The following is an 18305-nucleotide window of genomic DNA, read 5'->3' on the forward strand; positions in this document are numbered from 1 at the left end:
ATGATCATGATCATCAGCACGATCATCGACCTCGCCGGTCACGTAACCGTCTGTTGTGGCTGGCGATTGGAACGATCGGCGTCGGGGCGATCTTCGCTCTGCGAGCGTTCACTGGCGAGCTAGGTGCTGTCGGCGTTCCGGGTCTCACCGCTGACCTCTTAACGCTGGCGACCAGCGTGATCATTGAATCGCTGCCATTCGTGGTCCTCGGTGTTTTGCTATCAATCGTGGTGCAGGCGTGGATTCCAGAAGACCTGTTGATGCGCTACCTGCCGAAGACCCCGGTGCTGAGACGCGCAGCGATCTCGCTCTTCGGTATTGCGTTGCCGGTGTGCGAATGCGGCAACGTGCCCTTGGCTCGCGGGCTTATTCTCAAGGGCTTCTCGGTGCCCGAGTCGATGACGTTCCTCTTGGCGGCACCGATCATTAATCCGATCACGATTGTGACGACCCATCAGGCTTTCGGCTTTGAGGACGGCATTCTGGTCGGGCGAATTCTTGGTGGACTTGCAATTGCCAACATCGTGGGCTGGCTCTTCAGCTTGCACCCGCAGCCGAATGCCATGCTCACTGGTCGTTTCGCTCAGCAGTGTGCAGTGGGGTCTCACGGGCCTCGTCAGTCGCGCACCGAGAAGAGCCTCGACATCTTCATGCGCGAATCCAGCGTGCTCATGCCCGCTGTGTTTATCGGCTCACTAATCGCTGGTGCAATCCAAGTGGCGGTTCCGCGAGATGTGCTGGTCACACTGGGCAGCAATCCGCTCTGGTCGATTCTCGCGATGATGTTGCTGGCGTTCGTGATCTCGGTTTGTTCCAGTGTCGATGCGTTCTTTATTTTGCCCTTTGCGAGCACGTTCATGCCGGGTTCGATCGTGACGTTCCTCGTGTTCGGACCGATCATCGACATCAAGATGCTGGCCATTATGCGCACTACCTTTACCGCCAAGGTGCTGCTGCAGCTATCGCTTGTTGTCGCCCTGATGAGTGCCTTTATCGGATTGGTGATCAACTATGTGGTCTAACCTGCAACGCTGGTGGGGCGTCATCCTGATTCTCGTGGCCGTGAGCGCCACGGTATGGCTCGGGGCGACTCAGCAGCTCGTTCTTTACATTCACCCCCGCTATGTGGTGTTCACGGTCGTGATGGCGGCTCTCGCGCTAGTGATGGGCGTGCTGAGCCTTGCGATCCGTCCGGCTAACACCGAAGAAGCGGTGGCTCCGCGCGGGTGGTCACGGGTTGTCGGGGGAGTAGCTCTGCTTCTTTCTGGTGCTGTCGCACTCTCTCTGGTGCTCGTGCCCCCCACAACGCTGTCGAGTGCCACGGCAAGTCAGCGCGATATTGTGGGCTCAACGGTGGGCAGCGATAGTCAGAACGCCGATGAGGTCGAGAACGCCGACGACGAATTAATCGCAAGTTTCACGGTCGTCGATTGGTCATCGCTGTTGCGTCAGACCAGCGACCCGAGCTTCTATTCCAATAAGACGGCGGATGTCGTGGGCTTCATCACGGCCAGCGAAGACGATCCTGCCAATATTTTCTATCTGTCGCGCTTCACGGTCACGTGCTGCGCGGTTGACGCGCAACCCACGGGTCTCGCCGTCTACGCCCCGGATTGGGCGAACGACTTTGAGGTTGATGCGTGGCTGGAGATCACCGGTTCGTTTGAGGTTAACCCGAGTTCGCGTAGCGATCTGCCGCTCGTGCTTGTTCCGGAGACTATGACGGTAGTGGAGCGGCCGAGTGAGCCCTATCTCTATTAGTCCGCGTCCTCCGGAGGGGGAGCACAGCATCCGCTCGTTCCGACGCACGTTCGCGTGGACGGTAGGCATTCTGCTTGTCCTCTGCGGCGTTTTCTTGGCACTGGGTTACCTGCAAGGGCCCAAATTGTCGAGCGCGCAAGTCGATGCGGATGCGGTGGTGTCGTCGTCAGATCAAACGTTGCGTCTTTTTGCGAACCAGACTCTCGCAGCGGTGGATGCCGGCGCAGTCTCGGTGGATCCGGCGGTTGCTGCCACGGTGTCGAGCGATGGCGATCTGATTTCTGTGCAATTTGCGGAGGCGCTGGACTACAACACCGAATACACGGTGTCGGTTGAGGGCGTCGTGAGCCCATCTGGTGGCTCTGAGTCGACTCTGACTTATTCGTTCACCACTGCTGAGCCGACGCTCTACTATCTCGACCGCGGCGAGCCGAACGACGAGATTGTTGAGACCGGGATGAGCTCGCAAGAGCGCACTGTTGTGTACTCGGGCGAAGGCATTGAAGAATTTGTTCCAGTGGGCGATGTGTTCGCGGTGAGTACCGCAGCCGCTGACCGCACGGGTACGCTCACGCTGGTGAACCCTGACACGGGCGTTACCGAACAGGTGTTGCTTCCCGAAGTTGGCGAGGTCGCCGATCTGGATGCCGCTCGCTCTAGTTCGCTCCTCGGATTCACCATTTCGAGTCTCGACCCTGGTCCTATCCCCTCGGTTTCGCACACGTTGTACACGCTGGACGTTAATCGGGGGCGAGATGTCGTCGCCGTCACTGGCTTGGACGGTGAGCCCATGCGCGTTGTGGGCTGGCAGTTCGTGCCTGGCACCACCACGATTGTGGCGCTCACGACGGAGAGCACTCTGGTGCGGGTTGATACGACATCCGGTTTGGTCGTTCCTCTTGGTGGCTACTTTGAGTTTGACCGAGTGTCTGCCGACGGTTCGACCGTGGTCGTCGTTGACGCGCGGGGCAGCGCGTCAGTCGCGTTGGTTGACGGCGAAGAGGTGCGCCTGAATCCCTCGCCCATCGATGGCGAGCAGCCATTCTTGGGTCAAACGGATGCGGATGCGGCGGGAAACCTTGTCGCCAAGATGGTGTTGGTCAGCCCCGACGGTGGTTCATTTAGCAGTGTGCTCGCCTACGACGATGGCGAACTTTCGCGCATCCTGTACCAAACGGTCGATGACAAGGGCGCGATTCTGGATTTCCACGTATCGCCGAACAATCAGTTTGTAGCGGTGGAAGTGCAGCCCAACGTGTCGAACTTTGACTCTGATGAGTATGTGATGAATCCACGGCCACAGAGTGTTACGACCTATCTGGTGGAGATTGCGACCGGAGCGGTGACGCGCAGTGTTGAAGGCTTCGGCCTCGTGTGGCGCTAGATTCGCTGTATGACAGCGATTTCTGACCTCAACGAGTTGCTTGCTTCGATGGAGCCCCATCTCAATGAGGGCGTCTTCGTCTTCGCGACGGTGGATTCGCTTGCGGAGGTTGATGCGTCGTCGATCGTGGCATTGATGCAGGAGCCTGAGGGACTTTCCGTGGTGATGACCGAGTCGGATGCTGTGCGCCAGGGCATCGCCCACGAGTTCCGCTCGTCGTGGATCACTCTCACTGTCACGTCTGCCCTCGAGGCCGTTGGCCTCACGGCGGCGTTCGCGCAGGCGCTCGGTGATGTTCAGATCAGCTGCAATGTGATCGCTGGCCATCACCATGACCACATCTTCGTTTCTGTCGAATCCACGGATGCCGCTCTGGCGGCGCTACGCGGCCTGCAGGCGTCCGCTCGTTAGTCAGGCTGCACATTGCCCAACGCGCGCCTCAGGCGTGCGTTGGCTACTTCGCTGGGCGGTCGCGTTGAGCGACGCGCAGCCCGCTCGCTTCGAGTCTGCGCACGAACTCGCGCACGCCAACGGGTTCCGCTCCGAGGCTGACAAGTTCAGTCCACATGCGGGCGGGGACGTCGTAGTGGTCGAGGTCAAATCCGCGGCGGGGGATGCCTGCCCTGCTCGCAAACTCGTGTAATTCCTCGAGAGACACATCGCTGACGATATGCGCCCACACCGTGTCATGGGCTGGCCAAATTGGCTGGTCGATCAACACGGTCATGCTGCGAGCCTAATTGACGACGAATCGCTGGGGGGAGGTTTTGACCCAATGCCCGTTCGCAACGTACTATGGACTCTGCTGCACCCGAGTTGTGGTTCCGATCGTTGAGATCGTGACCAATGTTGGTGTACACGTTCTCGTTTTCGTCGGGTCAAGATCATGATTGATTCAGTCGAAAGCTACTGCAGCGTGTCGTTTGACCGGGAGTGCCCACGTCGAGTATTGTTGATCCTTGGCGTGTGCTGGGCAAAGCCCGCAGAATTCGCCACAAGCTTCAGTAGTTCTAGCTATTCAATCGTTAAGTAAGGGTCAAAAGTGGTTTACGCAGTTGTGCGCGCCGGTGGGCGGCAGGAGAAGGTAGAGGTCGGCACGATTGTCGTTCTCGACCGCATCGCAGCCGACAAGAACGGCAATGTTGAGCTCGCTCCAGTTCTGTTCGTTGACGGCGACAAGATCACTCACGACGCCAAGGCGCTTGAGAAGATCAAGGTCGTTGCCGAGGTATTGAACGATGAGCGCGGTCCCAAGATCGTTATCCAGAAGTTCAAGAACAAGACCGGCTACAAGGTTCGCCAGGGTCACCGTCAAGAACTGACCCGTATCAAGATCACCAGCATCAAGTAACTGCTGACGGACGTAAAGGACTTCTAGACAGATGGCACATAAAAAGGGCGCAAGCTCCACCCGTAACGGCCGCGATTCCAACGCTCAGCGCCTCGGCGTAAAGCGCTTCGGCGGCCAAGAGGTTCTCGCCGGCGAAATCATCGTTCGCCAGCGTGGCACTCACTTCCACCCCGGCGTTAACGTCGGCCGTGGCGGCGACGACACTCTGTTCGCTCTCGCACCGGGCGCAGTTCAGTTCGGCGCAAAGGGCGGCCGCAAGGTCGTCAACATCGTTTCCGCGTAACTTTCCGCGGCATTTCCACGCAGCCTGCTTGCAGGCACGCGTTACAGCGAAGAGCGAGCTTCGGCTCGCTCTCGCCATTTAAGATGGCACTACAGGCCAGTCATTAGCTCACGAGAACAGGAGGAACCATTGTGGCATCGTTCGTCGACCAGGTAACCCTTCATCTCGTAGCAGGCCATGGTGGCAATGGTTGTGTTTCGGTCAAGCGCGAGAAGTTCAAGCCTCTCGCCGGCCCCGACGGTGGCAAGGGCGGTGACGGTGGAGACATCGTTCTCGTCAGTGACCCGCAGGTAACGACACTTCTCAACTACCACCGCTCACCTCACCGCAAGTCTCAGCACGGTCAGCCCGGTCAGGGTGACCACAAGGCTGGCACCGCTGGTGCAGAGCTGCTGCTTCCTGTTCCGGTTGGCACCGTCGTCCGTGATGCTTCAGGCGAAGTACTCATCGACATGGATGCCCCGGGAATGCGACTGATCGTTGCTCCCGGTGGTCAGGGCGGACTCGGCAACGCCGCACTGTCATCCACTAAGCGCAAGGCTCCCGGTTTTGCACTTCTCGGCACGCCCGGTTCCGAGGGGGATATTTATCTCGAACTCAAGACCGTCGCTGATATTGCCCTCGTGGGCTACCCCTCTGCGGGCAAATCGAGCTTGATCGCCGCTATGAGCGCCGCTAAGCCCAAGATTGCTGACTACCCCTTTACGACTCTGCACCCCAACCTCGGTGTGGTGGAGTCTGGTGAGGTTCGGTACACGATCGCTGACGTTCCCGGTCTCATCGAAGGTGCCAGCGAGGGCAAGGGGCTCGGCCTTGAGTTCCTGCGCCACGTTGAGCGCTGTACTGCTCTGCTGCACGTCCTTGACTGTGCAACGTTGGAGCCCGGCCGCGACCCGATCACTGACCTCGATGTCATTCTCGGAGAGCTTGCGGCGTATCCCGTTCCCGAGGGGCAGAAGCCTCTCCTTGAGCGCGAACAAATCATCGCTCTCAACAAGGTCGATGTTCCTGAGGGCAATGAGCTCGCTGACATGGTCAAGACTGAGCTTGAGGGGCGTGGCTACCGCGTCTTTGAAGTTTCGGCAGTCTCGCGTCACGGGCTCCGTGAACTTTCCTTCGCGCTGGCAGCACTCGTGCTCGCTGACCGCGAAGCCCGCATTTCTGAGCCCGTCAAGGAACGCATTGTCTTGCGTCCCCGCGCCGTGAACGCGAAAGACTTCGCGGTCAAGGTCGAGGGTGGCACCTACGGCAACATCTACCGCGTGGTGGGCGAGAAGCCTGAGCGTTGGGTTGCTCAGACCGACTTCGCTAACGAAGAAGCGGTGGGCTACCTCGCCGACCGCCTCGCACGCCTCGGCGTCGAAGACGACCTCTTCAAGGCTGGCGCCGTTCCCGGTTCTACCGTCATCATCGGTGCAGGCGGAGGTGTTGTCTTCGACTGGGAGCCGACATTGTCGTCTGCCGCAGAATTGATTGTTGCGCCGCGTGGTACTGACCCGCGACTCGACGACAACCCTCGCGAGACCAACCGCAGCCGTCGCCGCAACTACCTTGAGCGTATGGATGCCAAGGCCGCTGCCCGTGCAGAGCTTGAGGGTGAGCGCGAAGCTGGCGTGTGGCAAGACGATGAAGGTTTCGCTATTCAGCGTGACGATGAGCCGGAGGATCGTGACTAACAAGCCCACCGTGCGCGCCGAGATTCCTCGTGCGCGCCGCATCGTTGTCAAAGTCGGCTCTTCGTCGGTGAGCGGTGCCAACGTGGGCCAGATCGGTGCTCTAGTTGATGCTCTCGTGTCAGCTCATGCCACTGGTTCTGAAGTCATTCTTGTCTCGTCCGGCGCGATCGCTACCGGCATCCCTTTCTTGAAATTGGATGCTCGCCCCACCGACCTCGCGACTCAGCAAGCCGCGGCTGCCGTGGGCCAAAACGTTCTCATCTACCGTTACCAAGAGAGCTTCGACCGCTACGGCGTCGTCGCTGCGCAAATCTTGTTGACGGCGGGGGACATGGAAAACCCCACCCACCACAGCAATGCTCAGCGCGCGCTCGAACGATTGCTGGGGCTGAAAATCTTGCCCATTGTGAACGAGAACGACACTGTCGCCACCCACGAGATCCGCTTCGGTGACAACGACCGCCTTGCGGCCCTCGTCTCTGTTTTGGTGCGTGCTGACGTGCTCGTGTTGCTTTCCGATATCGACGCGCTCTATACCAAGCCGCCTTCTGAGCCAGGGGCTGAGCGCATAGATGTTGTCTCCTTTGCAAATGACCTCACCGATGTCACGTTTGGCGACATCGGTGAGGCCGGAGTCGGAACCGGAGGCGCGGGAACGAAGGTCGCTGCTGCCAAGCATGCTGCGGCCGCTGGCATCCCGGTATTGCTCGCCGAGACAGGCAGCGTCGCTGCCGCTCTGGCGGGGGCGTCCATCGGAACCTGGTTCGAGGCCGATCCCGCCGCTCTGTAACGTTCGATTGGCATCGCCGAGCGCCGCTACACTCTGATCATGGGTGATTCAGCCGCAACCGCGCTTTCTATTGACGACAAACTTCGCGCCGCACGCGCAGCATCGCGCACTCTTGCCACTGTGACAACGGTGCAGAAGAATGCCGCGCTCGAAGCTATTGCAGCCGGTGTGGTTGCTCACGCCGACCGCATCGTGGAAGCGAACGGCCGTGACCTCGAGCGTGGTCGCAGCACCGGGATGACGGTCGGGCTGCAAGACCGCCTCCGGCTTACTCCGGAACGAATCGCCCAGCTTTCCGCCGCGGTGCTCGAAATTGTTGAGCTTGCTGATCCTGTCGGTACCGTAGTGCGCGGCTCTGTATTGCCCAATGGCCTTTCTGTGGCGCAGACCCGAGTTCCATTTGGCGTCATCGGGGCGATCTACGAAGCTCGGCCCAATGTCACGATTGATATCGCTGCCCTCGCGCTCAAGAGCGGCAACGCGGTGCTCCTTCGTGGAGGCTCAGCAGCTGAAGACTCCAACCGTGTGCTCGTTGACGTAATTCAGTCAGCGTTGTCGAGCGTCGGGATTGATCCGGCATCCGTGCAAACGGTCGACGAGTTTGGCCGCGAGGGGGCGAAGGCGCTCATGCAAGCCCGTGGTTTTGTTGACGTGCTCATTCCTCGTGGCAGTGCCCAGCTCATCCAGACCGTCGTCACCGAGTCGACTGTTCCCGTGATTGAAACTGGCGCAGGAATCGTTCATATCTTCTTGGATGAGTCCGCCGACGAAACCACCGCCGTTGAAATCGTGTACAACTCGAAGGTTCAGCGACCGAGCGTCTGCAATGCGCTTGAGACGCTCCTTGTGCACGAGGCCGCCGCTGAACGACTGATTCCTGCGGTGCTGGCGCGATTGGCCGAGGCAGGCGTCACAATTCATGCGGATGAGCGCACGCGGCAGCTCTTTCCCGCAGCACAGATCGCTGACGCCGACGCTTGGTCTGTTGAGCACTTGAGTTTGGATGTCGCTGTGCGGGTCGTTGCCGACCTCGACGCTGCGATCGAACACATCGACACATACTCCACGAAGCACACGGAATCGATCATCACGAACGATCTCGCGAATGCGGATCGCTTCCTCGCAGAAGTGGATTCCGCGGTGGTCATGGTCAACGCCTCCACTCGCTTCACCGATGGTGCTGAGTTCGGTTTTGGTGCTGAAGTGGGCATCTCGACCCAAAAACTGCACGCTCGAGGCCCCATGGGGTTGCCGGAACTTACGAGTACCAAGTGGGTTGTGCGCGGCAGCGGTCAAGTCCGCGGCTAGACTGTTATCGGTTTTGTGAATGGAGATCTGATGTCGATTTTTCTGAACGTTCTTGCGTCGAGTGAAGAGCTTGCGCCTCTCGTGTTGCCCGCGCTTGCTTTCCCGCTCATTGCGGCGGTCGTGTTGACCACCCTCGGTTTTGTCACGTGGAGCTTCCGTGATGTGGCGAACCGTCACGTAGCTAAGCCGGCGAAGGCTGGCGACGCTCACGGCGCAGGCCACTAAGGCTTTTTTGTGACCGCCGAGACGGCGCCGCGCCGCGCCCGCATCGGCATCATGGGTGGAACCTTCGATCCCATCCACAATGGCCACCTTGTTGCGGCCAGTGAAGCTCAGCTTCAGTTCGACCTCGATCAGGTCGTGTTTGTTCCCACCGGCAAGCCGTGGATGAAAGACACCGCAACGTCGGGGGAGCACCGCTACCTCATGACGGTCATTGCGACCGCGGCCAACCCCGGGTTCGATGTCAGCAGAGCTGACCTTGAGCGTGAAGGGGCGACGTACACAATCGACACCCTGCGCGACATGCGCAAGACCTATCCTGACGCCGACCTTTTCTTCATTACGGGCGCGGATGCCGTGGCTCAAATCATGGAATGGAAGGACGTTGACGAGGTCTGGACACTCGCCCATTTCATAGCAGTTTCACGGCCAGGACACGCCTTAACCATTAGTGGATTGCCTGAGCAAGGCGTAAGCTCGTTGGAAGTGCCGGCGCTTGCGATCTCATCTACCGATTGCCGAAACAGGGTCAGTCGGGGTTACCCGGTCTGGTATCTGGTTCCGGATGGTGTCGTTCAGTACATCGCCAAGCACCACCTATATCGGAGTATTTCATGACCACTTTTCACGATCCGCCGCCGCAGTCGCGACGCGCGGCGCGTCAGAGTGAGCGCACACACTCGTCCGACGAGCAGCCCACAGTAGAAGGATTCACCACCTTCCCGTCGCAAAGCGACGACACGCACACTTCTGACGTTAACCAAGCACCTCGCAGTGCGCCCGCCACGCCTCCGGCAACCCCGGCTCAGGCTCCTGTCGCGCCGCCTGCCGCTTCGCAGCCCACCGCTGCCGCTGCCTATCTCACTGCGCCGCCACCCAACGTCAATGGTCAGAGCAATTCTGCTGTTGCGCCGCCGGCACCCGTCGTTCCTGCTGCTTCCGCCGTTCCTGCTGCTTCCGCCGTTCCGGCATCGGATGCGGGTACTGACGTGAGCCAGTTGACGCGCCGTGAGCTGCGCGAACTGCGTGCTCGCGAAGAAGCAGCCAGTCAAACAACTGCTGCTCCGGCAGCGCCCGCTCCGGCCGCTCCCGTTCAGGCCGCACCTGCTCAGCCAGCGCCTGCTCAGCCAGCGCCTGCTCAGCCAGCGCCTGCTCAGGTCGCTCCGGCGGCGGCCGCGCCAGTTGCTCCTGCTCAGCCTGCAGCATCCACTGCGCCTGCACCTGCACAGGCACCGGCTTCAACGCCTGCCGCTCGTCCGAGCTTGGCTGACCTTGCTGCGGCGGCATCCGCTGCGGCTCAGGTGAAGCCTGCGAGAACGGCCGAAGAACTGTCGTTCACGCCAGCAGCCCAGGCCTACATCGAGCCGCCAGCTCTAGTCGACCCTCTGGCTGTCGTTCCCGAAGCTGCGGCTACTGCGGCCGCTCCCACGGATGCCCTCAGCGCTTTTGAATCATTACTGGCTAACCCCGACGGTTCTGTCACGGGTGCGCCCGCTCCGGCAGCTCCGCGGTCACCGCTCGCAGATCTTCCTGCACCTAACGTTGCTGCCGTGCCGAGCGCGCGCACTACGGCTGACCCTGTCACCAAGGTGATTCCAGCGGCCAAGCCCGAACAAGGTGCGAAGTCTGATATGGCTGCCGCGCCTACAAAGCCTGAACAGTCGACGCGCCCCACCGTTGAAGGCCTTCTCGGGTTCGACCCGGCGCCAGCGGCTACGAAGCCGCAAGCGTCGTCGACGCCCACCGCTCCGGCTCAGACCACATTGAGTAATGCGCGAGCAGAGTTTGATGAGCTCGCGCGTAAACGCCTTGATGGCGAAGTCGCTGCCGCTCCCGCCGTGAAGCCTGCGAATGCACCCGTTGCTCCGGCTCCCGCTGCACAGGCTCCCGCTGCACCGAGTGCGTCACCGGCTCCCGCTGCGGCACCAGTTATTGCGGCATCCGGTATCTCGATCGGGCACTGGTCTAGCCAGACAAAGTCTGACGAAGAGGCGAACAACGCGATCGTCACGCGCACCATTGGCAGCGGAAGCAGCGCAACGAACGCTCTTGTCTTGCCAGCGATTCCGTTTGCTACCGACATCCGTGGTCCGCTGACCTCGAGTGGCGAAGCGATGCTTACCGGTTCAATCGACCTCCCGAGCACTCTCTCGGCAAGCGGAGTTTCTGACCGCTTCGACAAGGGCGACATTGACTCTCTCCTGGATCTCAACGACAGCGACATGGTGTCGACTGATTCGGCGCCCGTGCGCGCGGTTAAGGCCGTCAGCACCTTCTCCAACCAGTCCGTTACGCAGACGCAGAAACCCAAGGGCACGCGTGCTTTGACGGTACTGCTCATCTCAGCAGCGTCGATGGCTGTTGTCGTGGCTGGGTTGCTCGTGGCAGCCTTCGCCTTCAACATGTTGTAGGTTTAACTCTTTGCCTTCAGCTTTTTTCCGATTAAGGATCCTGTGACTGCTTCTCCTCGTGCCAACGAGCTACTTTCCATCGTCGCGAATGCCGCCGACGCCAAGCAGGCGACCGACATGGTTGCTCTCGACGTCACCGGTCCCATGCCTTACGCCGATATCTTCTTCCTCGCGACCGGTCGCAACGAACGTAACGTGCAGTCGATCGCCTCCGAGATCGAAGAGAAGATGATCGCCGCTGGCGCTAAGCCATTGCGTCGCGAAGGTCGTGCTGAGGGTCGCTGGATCCTGCTCGACTTCGGCCACGTCGTAGCGCACATCTTCCACGAAGAAGACCGCCTCTACTACTCGCTCGAGCGCCTCTGGAGCGACTGCCCCGTCATCCCGATCACCATCGCGCCTGTGGCAACAGACGTTGAGTCTGATTCGGAGTAACAAACTTCACACTTCGTAACCCAATTTGTGTGGGTTGCGCCGTGCTGGTTTGCTTGTTTTAGCCGGGCAGTTCGACCCCGGGGTGACCTTCACCAGTCACCTTCTCCCACTGGGGTTTCATGATTACGCTTTCTTCCGTCACCAAGACCTTTGGTGATGCCGCGAATCCAGTTCGCGCCCTGGACGACGTGACTCTCTCCGTCGCCAGTGGCGAGATCTTCGGGGTTATCGGCCAGAGTGGTGCGGGCAAGAGCACGCTCATCCGCACGGTTAATCTTCTTGAGCGTCCCGACTCGGGAACGGTTACCGTCGCTGACCGCGAACTCACCGCCCTGAGCGACCGCGAACTGCTTCAGGCCCGCCGCGAGATTGGCATGGTATTTCAGCAGTTCAACCTGCTCGATAGCCGTACCGTTCGCGGAAACGTTGAGCTCGCTCTTGAAATTGTGGGCGTAGAGCGTCGTCAGCGCACCGCACGCACGAATGAGATCCTCGAACTTGTTGGCCTTGAGCACAAAGCTCAGCAGTACCCGGCTCAGCTCTCGGGCGGTCAAAAGCAGCGCGTCGGTATTGCCCGGGCGTTGGCATCCCGCCCCCGGGTGTTGCTCAGCGATGAAGCAACGAGCGCGCTCGATCCTGAAACAACTGAGTCGATTCTGCAGCTTTTGCGCAGCATTAACAAAGAGCTTGGGCTCACAATCCTGTTGATTACCCACGAGATGGATGTCGTCAAGAGCATCTGCGATTCGGCAGCGCTCATGAGTGGTGGCCGCATTCTCGAGCAGGGCCGCTTGGTCGACTTGCTCTCACAGCCGGGCTCGCAGCTAGCTCGCGGACTGTTCCCGCTGGGGGAGTTGCCAGAAGGCAACTCCACCGTCATTGACGTCACGTTCGTCGGGTTGTCTTCTGGCCGCCCTGTGGTGTCTCAGCTGGCCCGCACTCACCAGATCGACGTGGGTCTTGTTGGGGCCGCCATCGAGACGATTGGCGGCGCGCAATCCGGTCGCACACGACTCGAATTGCCGGGAACTGCTGACGCTAACGCGGCAGCGATCAACGACTTGCGGGCTCAAGGGCTCGTTGTTGAGATTGTGAGGAGCGGACGATGATTGATTCCACTGCTCCCGGCTTCTGGTCGCAGCTGTTCGAAACGCTCCTGAAAGCAACGGGGGAGACCCTCTACCAAGTGGGCGTCACGATGATCATCACGCTCGTGATCGGGTTGGCGCTAGGAACGCTGCTCGTGGTCACCGACCGCGGTGGCATCCTTGAACGCCCGTTCGGAAGCATCGTGGCCGGCCGCATCATCAATGCGGTTACGCAAACCGTGGTGAACCTTGGTCGCTCGATTCCGTTCATCATCTTGATGATTGCGCTTATCCCGTTCACCCGGCTGCTGCTTGGCTCGGCGTTTGGTGTCACGGCCGCGATTGTTCCGCTGACCGTGGCGGCGATCCCGTTCTACGCCCGCATCGTCGAGATCTCGTTGCGCGAAGTAAACGAGGGTCTTGTTGAAGCCGGTCATTCGCTTGGTGCCACTCGCTGGCAACTCGTGTCGAAGGTCATCATTCCCGAGGCTGTTCCTGGCCTCATCCGTGGCTTTACGACGACAGTGGTGTCGATTGTGAACTACTCCGCCATTGTGGGCGCGATTGGTGGTGGAGGCCTGGGTGATGTTGCTATTCGCTACGGTCACCAGCGCTACAGCGTCATCCACATCGTGGCGGTCGTCATCGTGTTGGTGGCGATTGTGCAGATCGTTCAAGTGGTCGGCGCGCGCCTGGCCAACCGAATGTCTCACCGCTGACGCGGTCGGCGGCTTACCCCCACGTAGTTCTCTTTTATCCCATCTGTTTCGCCCTTCACCAAAGGATTCGTTATGTCACGCTCTAAGTTCTTCTCGCTCTCGACTGTTGCCGCCGCTGGCGTGCTCGCTCTTACCTTGGCTGGATGCTCGGCTCCCGCTGAGGAAGCTGCACCGACTGATGGCACGCTCGGCTCGTTGACTGTCGGTGCCACGGCAACGCCTGCGGGCGAAATCGTTCAGTTCGTTATCGACAGCGGACAGGCTGAGGCTGCTGGCCTCGAACTCGACATCGTTGAGTTCACCGACTACACCACGCCGAACCCCGCACTGAGCGAGGGCAGCCTCGACGTCAACCTGTTCCAGCACGCACCGTTCCTCGACCTCTACAACGAGAACACGGGTGACAACCTCGCTGTTGTCGGCCAGGTTTACCTCCCGCCGCTGGCGCTGTACTCGAAGACCGTTGACGAGCTCGCTGACCTGCCTAATGGCGCCAAGATCGCGCTACCTAACGACGCGAGCAACGAGGGCCGTGCACTTCTGCTGCTGGCGGATGCCGGACTCATCGAAACCACGGACGCCCCGTCGACTGTGTCGGACATCACCGCCAACCCCAACGACTACAACTTCATCGAGATTGACGCAGCAAGCCTGCCGTCCGCTCTCGATGACCAGGATGCGGCGATCGTGAACTTCAACTACGCCGGTGCTGCTGGCCTCTCGGGTGACCTGCAGTTGGTTACCGAGGGCACCTCGAGCTCGTACTACAACATCCTCGCCACGCGCGATGAGCTGAAGAGCGACCCTCGCGTGCTCAAGCTCTACGAGCTGTTGACCTCGGACGAGACGAAGGCTTACATCAACGACTTCTACAACGGACTCGTTATCCCCGTTTCCTAGTCGCGAAGCTGTCGCGCTCCGCGTGAACTGCACGTCGCTGTGAAAGGGCGGTCGTCATCCATTGGGATGTCGGCCGCCCCTTACTCTTTCCCCATAATTTTCGGAGACAATTGGCTGGGAATCGCTCAGATGGTTCTGGATGCGCCAAGCGTGTAGTAATCTTGACAAGTTGCGTTTTCGAAAGGAAACAAAACAGATGGGTCCATGGCGCAGCCCGGTAGCGCACCTGCATGGCATGCAGGGGGTCAGGGGTTCGAATCCCCTTGGATCCACCATCTAGCCCCGCAATCGTGAAGATTGCGGGGCTTTTTCGTGTCCGTTCCTCGGAGCGTTTATTTCCTCCGGCCGGGGTCGCCGTGCACCAACGCCGTGCGGCAACCCCCGCGGGCGCGGAGCAGCCATTAGCCTGAGCGAGAACGATCTGGAGTGCGCCGCGCGAAGTAACTGCAGCCGGCGTGCATCCATCTCCCAGTAGAGCTGAATGGAAGACGCGCCGATGCACGAAGTTACCTGCCCTCACTGTGGCAAAGCGTTCACGATCGATGAGGCGGGCTATGCCGACATCGTGAAGCAGATTCGTGACCGTGAGTTCGAGAGTGAGCTTCACGAGCGGCTTGAGTCGGCCGAGGCCACCAAGAAGGCCGAGATAGCGCTTGCCGAGGCGAAGATCGCGCGGGAGCTGCAGGCCGAAGCATCGAAGAAGGATGCCGCCATTCAGGAGCTGAAGGCGCAGCTGGAGTCCGGTGCTGTTGCCCAGAAGCTGGCAGTGTCGGAGGCTCTGAGTGCTGTGCAAACCGAGCGTGATGCCCTGGCTAACGAACTCGAGAAAGCCAAGCGTGAGAGGGAGTCTGCCGCCGAGCTGGCTGAAGCGAAGCGTGTGAGCGAGTTGCAAGCAGCCACCGCAGAGAAAGAAGCCGAGATCCAAGCGCTGAAGTCGAAGTTGCAGGCCGCAGGCTCAGAGCAGCAGCTGGCGCTCTCCGCAGCGGTGGGGGCCGTGGAGAAGGAGCGCGATGGTCTCAAGGGCACTCTTGAGCGCGTAGAGCTGGAGAAGAAGCTCGCCGAGACCTCGATGAAAGACAAGTACGAGACGCAGCTCAAAGATCGCGATGACGCGATTGAGCGACTACGTGACATGAAGGCGCGGCTCTCGACGAAGATGATCGGCGAGACGCTCGAAATTCATTGCGAAACCACGTTCAATCAGATTCGCGCCACCGCGTTTCCGCGCGCTTACTTCGAGAAAGACAACGACGCTCGCAGCGGCAGCAAGGGCGACTACATCTTCAAAGAAGCGGATGAGTCGGGCACCGAGATCGTCTCGATCATGTTCGAAATGAAGAACGAAGCTGACACGACAGCCACCAAGAAGCGCAACGAAGACTTCTTGAAAGAGCTCGACAAAGACCGGAACGAAAAGGGCTGCGAATACGCGGTGTTGGTATCGTTGCTCGAACCAGACAGCGAGCTGTACAACTCCGGGATCGTGGATGTCTCCCACCGGTATCCGAAAATGTACGTCGTGCGCCCCCAGTTCTTCATCCCCATCATTACGGTGCTCCGCAACGCGGCGCTCAACTCGCTCACCTACAAGAACGAGCTCGCGCTCGTGAAGGCGCAGAGCATCGATGTGACGAACTTTGAAGAGGAACTCGACTCGTTCAAGTCAGGTTTCGCGCGCAACTTTGACTTGGCGTCTCGCAAATTCCAGACGGCGATCGACGAGATCGACAAGTCGATCGACCACCTGCAGAAAACCAAGGATGCGCTGCTCGGCACCAACCGCAACCTGCGCCTCGCCAACGACAAGGCTCAAGACGTGACGATCAAGAAGCTGACGCGCGGTAACCCGACGATGGCCGAGAAGTTTTCCGACCTGAACAAGAGCGACGACTAACGTTCGAGCGGCCTCACGGTGTCGCCCCTGCTCTTCGATCCGTGGCTGAGCTGCCGGGCCGCTAGCGCGTAGCGATCGGCGTCGTCGGCGGCGCCGACGCGGGCTTGCGCACGCGCGCCTTGAACCACGCGGTGTCGGGCACACGAGCCAGCAGCGGGCCGGCGATGATCGTCATGAGCACGTAGGCGGTTGCCAGTGGCGCGAGCATCGGCTCGATGCCGGCACCGACGGCGAGGCCAGCAATGACGATGGAGAACTCGCCTCGGGGCGTGAGGGCCAAGCCCGTGCGCCAACGACCAGGGGCCGCGATACCAGCGTGTTTTGCGGCGCGGTATCCGGAGTACGTTTTGGTGCCGATGGTGAGCACAGCGAGGGCGAAGGCGGGCAGCAGCACCGGAATGATGTCGGCGGGCGAGGTCGAGATGCCGAAGAAGACGAAGAAGACGGCAGCGAAGAGGTCGCGCAGGGGAGTGATGAGTTGGGCCGACTGATGCGCTACGGGCCCCGAAATGGCGATGCCGACGAGGAACGCTCCTACGGCCGCTGAGACATTCACAGCCTCTGCAAGGCCCGCGACGAGCATCGTGAGCCCGACTACTCCGAGCAGCAAGGCTTCAGCGTTCTTCTGGGGGAGCAGGCGCGACAAGACACGACCATGGCGCAGCGCCACGTAGAGAATGGTGACGACAACCGCAACAGCAATCGCGACGGTAATAGAACCCTGCAGCAGCCCGGCACCGATCACGAGGGCTGACAGCACCGGCAGATAGAACGCCATGGCGAGGTCTTCCATCACCAGGATCGACAAAATCACTGGCGTCTCGCGGTTACCGAGTCGCCCGAGGTCGCGAATGACCTTGGCGATAACGCCGGATGACGACACCCACGTCACTCCAGCGAGAGCCACCACTGCGGCGGGTTCCCACCCGAGCAGAATGGCAAACAGTGCGCCGGGAAGCGCATTGAACACGCCATCCAGAATCCCTGACATCCGTGAAGTCTTGAGGTTCGCCATGAGCTCGTCAGCGGAGTACTCGAGCCCCAGCATAGCGAGCAGCAAGATCACGCCGATTTGCGAACCGACCTCGAAGAATTCTTCGCTGGCCTGAAGGGGCAGAAGCCCACCCTCGCCGACAGCGAGACCGGCGAGCAAGTAAAGAGGGATCGCTGAGAACCCGAAGCGTGCGGCAACTCTGCCGAGCACACTGAGCACGAGCAGGAGAGCGCCAACCTCAATGAGTAGCTGCGTCGTCTCATGCATACGCGGCTCTTAGCTGGGGCCGTTATTGATGAGCTTGCCGAGCGCGTCAAGACCCTGGCGCGTGCCGACAGCAACAATGACGTCACCCGACTCGAAAACTACCTCGGGGCCGGGCGAGGCGACGACGTCGTTGCCACGCACGATGGCAACGATAGAAGCACTCGTGCGGGTGCGGGCTTTCATGTCGCCCATGGGGTGACCGACAAAGCCGGATCCATTGGGCAGCGAGATCTCCTCGGTGAAGAGCCCTTCAGCTTTTTCTCCGAGCGCAGACAGGCGGCTGAGCGTAAGCGACGAGCCGAGAACTTCTGCGATGGCCGAGGCTTCATCATCGCTCAGCGAGATTGACGCCGCGTTGGAGTCGGGGTCATCCGCATTGAAGAAGGCGAGGTCGCGTTCACCCGAGCGCAGCGACACCACGCTGACGCGGCATCCTGAGTTCGTGATGACGTCGTTGCGTACGCCAAACCCGGGAAGGTCAATTCGTTCGATTCTTACGCCCACGGTTCCAACTTACCCATTCGATTGTGGCCAATAGTCCAGCGAGCAGCCTACGCCTGTTCGGGCGCATCCCCTACTATTCGGGCGACCCGGCCCGCGGGCGTGGCGCTGGCGGTGGCGGCACTTCTTTGGCCGCGATAACTTTCGCGAGCTCGATGGTCTCTAATCCGCGCTTGGTGGCAACAACACAGTGCGTATCGTCGGCCAGGTGAAAGTAGCCGAGGGCGTCGGTGGCCCGTCCGTCCTCGATGAGATGGCGCACCACCACACGGGTTCCACTCGCGGTTGCCTTCAGAAACTCTGCCGGGGTAGCCATCGGGG

The 18305-nt window shown here is 60.3% G+C and carries 21 protein-coding genes and 1 tRNA gene; 18 read left to right on the plus strand and 4 right to left on the minus strand.

Translation table 11 applies throughout. From position 1 onward, the window contains the following. The first annotated feature begins 59 nt into the window (after window positions 1–59). From I6E60_RS07170 to I6E60_RS07185, 4 genes are read left to right on the plus strand one after another with little or no spacing between them, the layout of a single operon-like run. Window positions 60–1022 carry a permease gene (locus I6E60_RS07170; RefSeq protein ID WP_197125222.1) on the plus strand — a complete coding sequence of 321 codons (963 nt, stop codon included), beginning with the start codon at window positions 60–62 and terminating at the stop codon, window positions 1020–1022. Next, complete coding sequence (locus I6E60_RS07175; protein WP_197179491.1) at window positions 1012–1761, plus strand: TIGR03943 family protein; 750 nt, start codon at window positions 1012–1014, stop codon at window positions 1759–1761. Before I6E60_RS07170 ends, I6E60_RS07175 begins: the two co-directional genes overlap by 11 nt. Beyond that, entirely contained in the window at window positions 1742–3145 is a 1404-nt protein-coding gene (locus I6E60_RS07180; RefSeq protein ID WP_307841792.1) for an Ig-like domain-containing protein, read from the plus strand. Before I6E60_RS07175 ends, I6E60_RS07180 begins: the two co-directional genes overlap by 20 nt. Window positions 3146–3154: 9 nt before the next feature. Next, complete coding sequence (locus I6E60_RS07185; RefSeq protein ID WP_197179493.1) at window positions 3155–3556, plus strand: ACT domain-containing protein; 402 nt, start codon at window positions 3155–3157, stop codon at window positions 3554–3556. Window positions 3557–3599: 43 nt separating this feature from the next. On the opposite strand, the gene I6E60_RS07190 is transcribed toward I6E60_RS07185, so the two are convergent. Next, complete coding sequence (locus I6E60_RS07190) at window positions 3600–3872, minus strand: DUF4031 domain-containing protein (protein ID WP_197124297.1); 273 nt, start codon at window positions 3870–3872, stop codon at window positions 3600–3602. A gap of 315 nt (window positions 3873–4187) precedes the next feature. Between I6E60_RS07190 and rplU the strand changes: the two genes are divergently transcribed. The 14 genes from rplU (at window position 4188) to I6E60_RS07260 (ending at window position 16222) form a co-directional block, all read left to right on the plus strand. Beyond that, window positions 4188–4496, plus strand: coding sequence for a 50S ribosomal protein L21 (gene rplU / locus I6E60_RS07195; RefSeq protein ID WP_009772527.1), 309 nt, complete (start codon window positions 4188–4190; stop codon window positions 4494–4496). Window positions 4497–4527: 31 nt separating this feature from the next. Beyond that, the gene (gene rpmA, locus I6E60_RS07200; RefSeq protein WP_197105879.1) at window positions 4528–4779 is read left to right on the plus strand and encodes a 50S ribosomal protein L27; all 252 of its coding nucleotides are present in this window, start codon (window positions 4528–4530) and stop codon (window positions 4777–4779) included. A gap of 131 nt (window positions 4780–4910) precedes the next feature. Continuing rightward, entirely contained in the window at window positions 4911–6455 is a 1545-nt protein-coding gene (obgE, locus tag I6E60_RS07205) for a GTPase ObgE (RefSeq protein WP_197179495.1), read from the plus strand. Then, complete coding sequence (gene proB / locus I6E60_RS07210) at window positions 6448–7245, plus strand: glutamate 5-kinase (RefSeq protein ID WP_307841793.1); 798 nt, start codon at window positions 6448–6450, stop codon at window positions 7243–7245. Before obgE ends, proB begins: the two co-directional genes overlap by 8 nt. Before the next feature lie 39 nt (window positions 7246–7284). Next, window positions 7285–8553, plus strand: coding sequence for a glutamate-5-semialdehyde dehydrogenase (locus I6E60_RS07215; protein ID WP_197179497.1), 1269 nt, complete (start codon window positions 7285–7287; stop codon window positions 8551–8553). Window positions 8554–8583: 30 nt separating this feature from the next. Then, on the plus strand, window positions 8584–8778 hold the full coding sequence (locus I6E60_RS07220) for a hypothetical protein (RefSeq protein WP_197105876.1): 195 nt from the start codon (window positions 8584–8586) through the stop codon (window positions 8776–8778). A 9-nt stretch (window positions 8779–8787) separates the two neighbouring features. Next, complete coding sequence (nadD, locus tag I6E60_RS07225; protein WP_197124303.1) at window positions 8788–9393, plus strand: nicotinate-nucleotide adenylyltransferase; 606 nt, start codon at window positions 8788–8790, stop codon at window positions 9391–9393. Then, window positions 9390–11186 carry a hypothetical protein gene (locus tag I6E60_RS07230; RefSeq protein ID WP_197179499.1) on the plus strand — a complete coding sequence of 599 codons (1797 nt, stop codon included), beginning with the start codon at window positions 9390–9392 and terminating at the stop codon, window positions 11184–11186. Before nadD ends, I6E60_RS07230 begins: the two co-directional genes overlap by 4 nt. Window positions 11187–11228: 42 nt before the next feature. Beyond that, window positions 11229–11621 (plus strand): ribosome silencing factor, encoded by a 393-nt coding sequence (gene rsfS / locus I6E60_RS07235; protein ID WP_197154682.1) that lies wholly within the window; start codon window positions 11229–11231, stop codon window positions 11619–11621. A 119-nt stretch (window positions 11622–11740) separates the two neighbouring features. Then, window positions 11741–12730 carry a methionine ABC transporter ATP-binding protein gene (locus tag I6E60_RS07240; RefSeq protein WP_197179506.1) on the plus strand — a complete coding sequence of 330 codons (990 nt, stop codon included), beginning with the start codon at window positions 11741–11743 and terminating at the stop codon, window positions 12728–12730. After that, on the plus strand, window positions 12727–13428 hold the full coding sequence (locus tag I6E60_RS07245) for a methionine ABC transporter permease (protein WP_197179508.1): 702 nt from the start codon (window positions 12727–12729) through the stop codon (window positions 13426–13428). The genes I6E60_RS07240 and I6E60_RS07245 overlap by 4 nt, the downstream gene beginning before the upstream one ends. A gap of 72 nt (window positions 13429–13500) precedes the next feature. Beyond that, complete coding sequence (locus tag I6E60_RS07250) at window positions 13501–14328, plus strand: MetQ/NlpA family ABC transporter substrate-binding protein (protein WP_197179510.1); 828 nt, start codon at window positions 13501–13503, stop codon at window positions 14326–14328. Window positions 14329–14526: 198 nt separating this feature from the next. Continuing rightward, window positions 14527–14603, plus strand: a tRNA-Ala gene (locus I6E60_RS07255). Window positions 14604–14824: 221 nt separating this feature from the next. Further along, on the plus strand, window positions 14825–16222 hold the full coding sequence (locus I6E60_RS07260) for a DUF2130 domain-containing protein (protein WP_197180051.1): 1398 nt from the start codon (window positions 14825–14827) through the stop codon (window positions 16220–16222). 61 nt (window positions 16223–16283) lie between these two features. Here the strand turns inward: I6E60_RS07260 and I6E60_RS07265 are convergent, their stop codons facing one another. The 3 genes from I6E60_RS07265 to I6E60_RS07275 form a co-directional block, all read right to left on the minus strand. Further along, window positions 16284–17483 (minus strand): cation:proton antiporter, encoded by a 1200-nt coding sequence (locus I6E60_RS07265; RefSeq protein ID WP_197124309.1) that lies wholly within the window; start codon window positions 17481–17483, stop codon window positions 16284–16286. Window positions 17484–17492: 9 nt separating this feature from the next. After that, entirely contained in the window at window positions 17493–17987 is a 495-nt protein-coding gene (locus I6E60_RS14655) for a cation:proton antiporter regulatory subunit (protein WP_197124311.1), read from the minus strand. A gap of 73 nt (window positions 17988–18060) precedes the next feature. Further along, complete coding sequence (locus tag I6E60_RS07275; protein WP_197124313.1) at window positions 18061–18300, minus strand: hypothetical protein; 240 nt, start codon at window positions 18298–18300, stop codon at window positions 18061–18063. Window positions 18301–18305: the final 5 nt, after the last annotated feature.

The organism is Salinibacterium sp. SWN167 (assembly GCF_015864665.1).
In the GTDB taxonomy this organism is placed as follows: Bacteria; Actinomycetota; Actinomycetes; order Actinomycetales; family Microbacteriaceae; genus Rhodoglobus.

What these genes read in the sequence shown, in the direction of transcription:
- I6E60_RS07175 (WP_197179491.1), top strand. Translation starts at nt 1,012, where the DNA reads ATGTGGTCTAACCTGCAACGCTGGTGGGGCGTCATCCTGATTCTCGTG.
- I6E60_RS07185 (WP_197179493.1), top strand. Translation starts at nt 3,155, where the DNA reads ATGACAGCGATTTCTGACCTCAACGAGTTGCTTGCTTCGATGGAGCCC.
- I6E60_RS07190 (WP_197124297.1), bottom strand. Translation starts at nt 3,872, where the DNA reads ATGACCGTGTTGATCGACCAGCCAATTTGGCCAGCCCATGACACGGTG.
- rpmA (WP_197105879.1), top strand. Translation starts at nt 4,528, where the DNA reads ATGGCACATAAAAAGGGCGCAAGCTCCACCCGTAACGGCCGCGATTCC.
- I6E60_RS07215 (WP_197179497.1), top strand. Translation starts at nt 7,285, where the DNA reads ATGGGTGATTCAGCCGCAACCGCGCTTTCTATTGACGACAAACTTCGC.
- I6E60_RS07220 (WP_197105876.1), top strand. Translation starts at nt 8,584, where the DNA reads ATGTCGATTTTTCTGAACGTTCTTGCGTCGAGTGAAGAGCTTGCGCCT.
- I6E60_RS07230 (WP_197179499.1), top strand. Translation starts at nt 9,390, where the DNA reads ATGACCACTTTTCACGATCCGCCGCCGCAGTCGCGACGCGCGGCGCGT.
- I6E60_RS07240 (WP_197179506.1), top strand. Translation starts at nt 11,741, where the DNA reads ATGATTACGCTTTCTTCCGTCACCAAGACCTTTGGTGATGCCGCGAAT.
- I6E60_RS07245 (WP_197179508.1), top strand. Translation starts at nt 12,727, where the DNA reads ATGATTGATTCCACTGCTCCCGGCTTCTGGTCGCAGCTGTTCGAAACG.
- I6E60_RS07250 (WP_197179510.1), top strand. Translation starts at nt 13,501, where the DNA reads ATGTCACGCTCTAAGTTCTTCTCGCTCTCGACTGTTGCCGCCGCTGGC.
- I6E60_RS07260 (WP_197180051.1), top strand. Translation starts at nt 14,825, where the DNA reads ATGCACGAAGTTACCTGCCCTCACTGTGGCAAAGCGTTCACGATCGAT.
- I6E60_RS07265 (WP_197124309.1), bottom strand. Translation starts at nt 17,483, where the DNA reads ATGCATGAGACGACGCAGCTACTCATTGAGGTTGGCGCTCTCCTGCTC.
- I6E60_RS07275 (WP_197124313.1), bottom strand. Translation starts at nt 18,300, where the DNA reads ATGGCTACCCCGGCAGAGTTTCTGAAGGCAACCGCGAGTGGAACCCGT.